Source organism: Bartonella sp. CL435QHHD, from assembly GCF_042195095.1.
Taxonomy (GTDB): Bacteria; Pseudomonadota; Alphaproteobacteria; order Rhizobiales; family Rhizobiaceae; genus Bartonella.
Genome location: NZ_JBHINS010000035.1, coordinates 1 through 3,742 on the forward strand (window position 1 = coordinate 1; position 3,742 = coordinate 3,742).

General features: G+C 41.4%; 4 protein-coding genes and 1 pseudogene. 1 reads left to right on the forward strand and 4 read right to left on the reverse strand.

Annotated features, from left to right (window positions below):
* Positions 1-374 precede the first annotated feature (374 nt).
* From yacG to ACFILH_RS01620, 4 genes are all read right to left on the reverse strand, one after another.
* Positions 375-656, reverse strand: coding sequence for a DNA gyrase inhibitor YacG (gene yacG / locus ACFILH_RS01605; protein ID WP_273790829.1), 282 nt, complete (start codon positions 654-656; stop codon positions 375-377).
* Between the two features lie 21 nt (positions 657-677).
* Complete coding sequence (locus ACFILH_RS01610) at positions 678-1,391, reverse strand: Maf family nucleotide pyrophosphatase (protein ID WP_273790830.1); 714 nt, start codon at positions 1,389-1,391, stop codon at positions 678-680.
* A 250-nt stretch (positions 1,392-1,641) separates the two neighbouring features.
* Positions 1,642-1,860 carry a translation initiation factor IF-1 gene (infA, locus tag ACFILH_RS01615; RefSeq protein ID WP_004857577.1) on the reverse strand — a complete coding sequence of 73 codons (219 nt, stop codon included), beginning with the start codon at positions 1,858-1,860 and terminating at the stop codon, positions 1,642-1,644.
* Between the two features lie 247 nt (positions 1,861-2,107).
* Positions 2,108-2,293 (reverse strand): hypothetical protein, encoded by a 186-nt coding sequence (locus ACFILH_RS01620; protein WP_375664172.1) that lies wholly within the window; start codon positions 2,291-2,293, stop codon positions 2,108-2,110.
* A gap of 1,338 nt (positions 2,294-3,631) precedes the next feature.
* On the opposite strand from ACFILH_RS01620, the pseudogene ACFILH_RS01625 reads away from it, so the two are divergent.
* Positions 3,632-3,742: pseudogene (locus ACFILH_RS01625) on the forward strand (transcriptional regulator); the annotation flags it as partial.

The following is a 3,742-nucleotide window of genomic DNA, read 5'->3' on the forward strand; positions in this document are numbered from 1 at the left end:
TTTTTTATTGCCCCACCTCTTTGCACCAAAACACGCCCCCCTTCTTTTTCCTTAGCAATACTGATTAGATGACCAATTTTTCCTCACACCCTAAAGGCACCAACAACTTTCACGCAACAAAGCACTATCGACCTTCCTGTAACAAGGCAATTTATAATTATCCATGGTAACAAAACCACTGGGGATAAGTCTTATATATGTATTAAAACTTCCATCGTTGATTGAACTTAATCTGCGTCTTTGCGAATGACGACAATAACCAAGCCATTAATCCAGCTCTTGAATCCATTGATATAGGATAATCCCGCGCGCCTTCCTTTAGCTCCCACACAAAAAAACGCTCTGAGCGTCCTCTTCTCAAGAGGAAGCCCCCTTTATTCTTCTTCATCACTTTTCTGTGGAGGAGGCGGTAAAATATAAGAGCCTGAAAGCCAACGATTAAGATCAATGGCTCGGCACCGTGTGGAACAAAAAGGATATGAAGATTTTTGTGACATTTGACCACAAATAGGACAAGGATGCGGAGGACGGGTCTCTTTTTGCAAATTTAGCTCTTTTTGTTCTTGGCGCACCTTTGTCTTCTGCTCGTTCATTAACTTTTCTTCTGTTCCTTTTTTTTCATTTTTTTTCTCTTTTTGTTGCTTTTCACCTTGCATTGAACTTGCCTTACAGTTTTTCTAATGCGTTTCTTCAGCCCAGTGAGTGAAAAGTGGATAGTGATAAGCGATCAAGAGATCGGCTGTTTCAGCCAAAGGCAATCCCACAACATTAGAATAAGATCCCCTGATATAGACAACAAAAGCACCGGCTTTTCCTTGGATAGCGTAGCCACCCGCTTTCCCTTGCCATTCTCCTGAAGCAAGGTAAGCCTTCATCATGGCAGAGGTTAAGCGTCTAAAACGGACACGACTTTCAACCAATTTTACGGTTATTTTTCCATGTTCATTGAGCGCACAAATGGCGCCATAGACCTTATGCGAACGCCCAGAAAGGTATCGTAAACATTCATAAGCCTCATCCTCGCTTTCTGGTTTGGGGAGAATGGTCCGCCCCACAGCCACCACCGTATCAGCCGCTAAGATAATCATTTTCTGTCCAGGTAATTTTTCTTGACCATTCTGCAACTCGTCTTGACCATTCTGACTGTACCAGCGCAAAATCTCTTGGGCTTTCAGCGCTTTTTCTTTTGCCAAACGTTTGGCAAGCTTTGCAGGATGTTCTTTTAATTTTGGTGTTTCATCAATATCACTTGCATAAACCTGCTGCGGATCAATCCCTATTTGTGCCAAGAGCGCTAAACGCCTTGGCGAAGCGGAGGCAAGCACCAAATGAATTTCTTCTGTAAGAGTATCTGCCAAACGTTTTTCCCCCCACTCTCTTATATTTCTCATTTCCACCCCTTCACAATTGACTTCCCTCTCACCCCCCTTTTACGCACCCCCTTTTACGCGGCCCCTTTTTAAGCACCCCCTTTTAAGCACCATTAATCTCCTTATCCTTTTTTTGCATTGATTTTACAGTTTTTCAAGGACCTTCAAATACTTCCCTTTTTTCACTCATGAAAAGCAAACTAAAAAACTGTTAAAAAATAATAGAAATAATATGATAGCTTTTAGAAAAAAGCACAAGCCACCCACGAGGCTACTTATAGCGATATGTAATACGCCCTTTTGTCAAATCATAAGGTGTCATTTCCACCATGATTTTATCACCGGCCAACACCCGTATACGATTTTTCCGCATTCTACCAGCGGTATGGGCAATAATTTCATGATCATTTTCCAGTTTCACACGAAACATCGCGTTAGGTAAGAGTTCAGTAACGATACCAGAAAATTCTAAAACTTCTTCTTTTGACATAAACAAACATTTCCTTTACAGTGCACATATTTTGTTAAGCTGCGCGTTATTTCCAGCGTTCATACCCTATTTTCTTAAGTTTGTGAATAAAAATTCCACAAAAAGGGAAAGGTTTTTCAAGTTTACTCTCTCATGTTCTCAAAAAACATCACCTCACACCTTAAGAATTAAAACTTTCTCTCCACCAATTTTACCCGCTAATTTCCTTCAATTTTTATGATGATTTTGGTTTCAGTATGACAAGAAATTACGCTAATTTTTCCCCTAAAGCATTTTCCCAATACCTCTGACTAATCCCTCCACAACTTACAAACAATCCTCCTCCCTCCAACTTTTCCTCACCTTCCGCCTTCCACACCTTAAACATGCGCCCTTCAGATAAACACCACTCCCCACACCAAAAGCCCCCTCCTTTTTTCAAAACCTTCTCCATTCTTCACACACCATTCACAACATGATTCACCGCCCCCCTCCACACTCTATGTATTCCCGTACACCCTTGCCCCATTTTCCCTCTCTCCACACATTTCCTCTAAGCCACTCCTTTCATTTATGTTGCTCTCCCTACCTTCGAAAACACGATCCCCATACATTGCGTATCATTAACCACAACGCCCCTAACAACATAAAGCCTTTCCTTTTTCACGAATATACGTTTTCACGCTTTTACAGATTCACAGAATAAAGCCAAATGAAACTTCCACCCCACGCCACTCTATAAACAATAGTATTAACCCAGCTTCTTGCCTAGCCAATCTCCCCCAAGCACTTCAGATCACCCACCCTCAAACGAGCTTATTTCATCAAACGCGACAAAAAAATCCAGCCTAAAATATTCATCACACTCTAAAAAAACACGTTGATAAATTGATATGCCGGATATCACCACCCCTATAAGCTCCCCTTCTAATCATGATTTCGGAGCCGCGTGAGAGGGACAAAACAAGCCGTTAAGTTCTTGGGTCAAGGACGCCGTTAGGCGCCATGTAATGGTCTCCTTGACCTTAAGAACCTAGGATTGTTAGTCCCCTCATTAAACGCGGGTCTGATCTCATGATTTTGGTGAGCGTTCCGGAGAGTTTGAGAGGCGGAAAGCCTCTCATTAAAAAATAAAGTTTATAAATAAAAACTATTTTTATTTGCCAATCTTCTGAAATTACTTTATCACTTAAAGTGTAAGTTTGGTCGTATACGCAACGACCAATAGGGAGCTAAAAGCCCGAAAGCTTAATACATAAATTTATCCCGCATTGCGAGTATCCCGGAATTCCGGGAGATTTTGCTATGTCCAGGTGCGTTTCCGCACTAAAAGCAAAAAGCTGATTTAGGTTCAGTATTTTTGACTCCCGGAATACCAATGCGAGGGCGCTCGCAACCGGAGGGGGGCTTGAAGTGCAAACTAAAAATCCAAATTTTATCGATATTTTGATAGCAAAAAAACGCGATTTATAATCCATATTTCGCACTTTTTTAAAAAGTACCCAATCTTATAGTCTTTGAGATTATTTTGATTTTTCTTGCCAATCTCCTGAAATTACTTTATTGATAAGCACGTGTTTTTGATCGTCCACGCAACGATCAAATAGGGAGCTAAAAGCCCGAAAGCTTAATACATAAATTTATCCCGCATTGCGGGTATCCCGGAATTCCGGGAGATTTTGCTATGTCCAGGTGCGTTTCCGCACTAAAAGCAAAAAGCTGATTAAGCTCAGTACTTTTAGACTCCCGGAATACCAATGCGAGGGCGCTCGCAACCGGAGGGGGGCTTGAAGTGCAAACCAAAAATCCAAGTTTTATCGACATTTTGATAGGCAAAAGAATTCGTCAAAGAAGAATTGCCATGAGGCTTTCTCAAAAAGCATTAGGAAACTATTTAGGCGTC

What these genes read in the sequence shown, in the direction of transcription:
- yacG (WP_273790829.1), bottom strand. Translation starts at nt 656, where the DNA reads ATGCAAGGTGAAAAGCAACAAAAAGAGAAAAAAAATGAAAAAAAAGGA.
- ACFILH_RS01610 (WP_273790830.1), bottom strand. Translation starts at nt 1,391, where the DNA reads ATGAGAAATATAAGAGAGTGGGGGGAAAAACGTTTGGCAGATACTCTT.
- infA (WP_004857577.1), bottom strand. Translation starts at nt 1,860, where the DNA reads ATGTCAAAAGAAGAAGTTTTAGAATTTTCTGGTATCGTTACTGAACTC.
- ACFILH_RS01620 (WP_375664172.1), bottom strand. Translation starts at nt 2,293, where the DNA reads ATGGAGAAGGTTTTGAAAAAAGGAGGGGGCTTTTGGTGTGGGGAGTGG.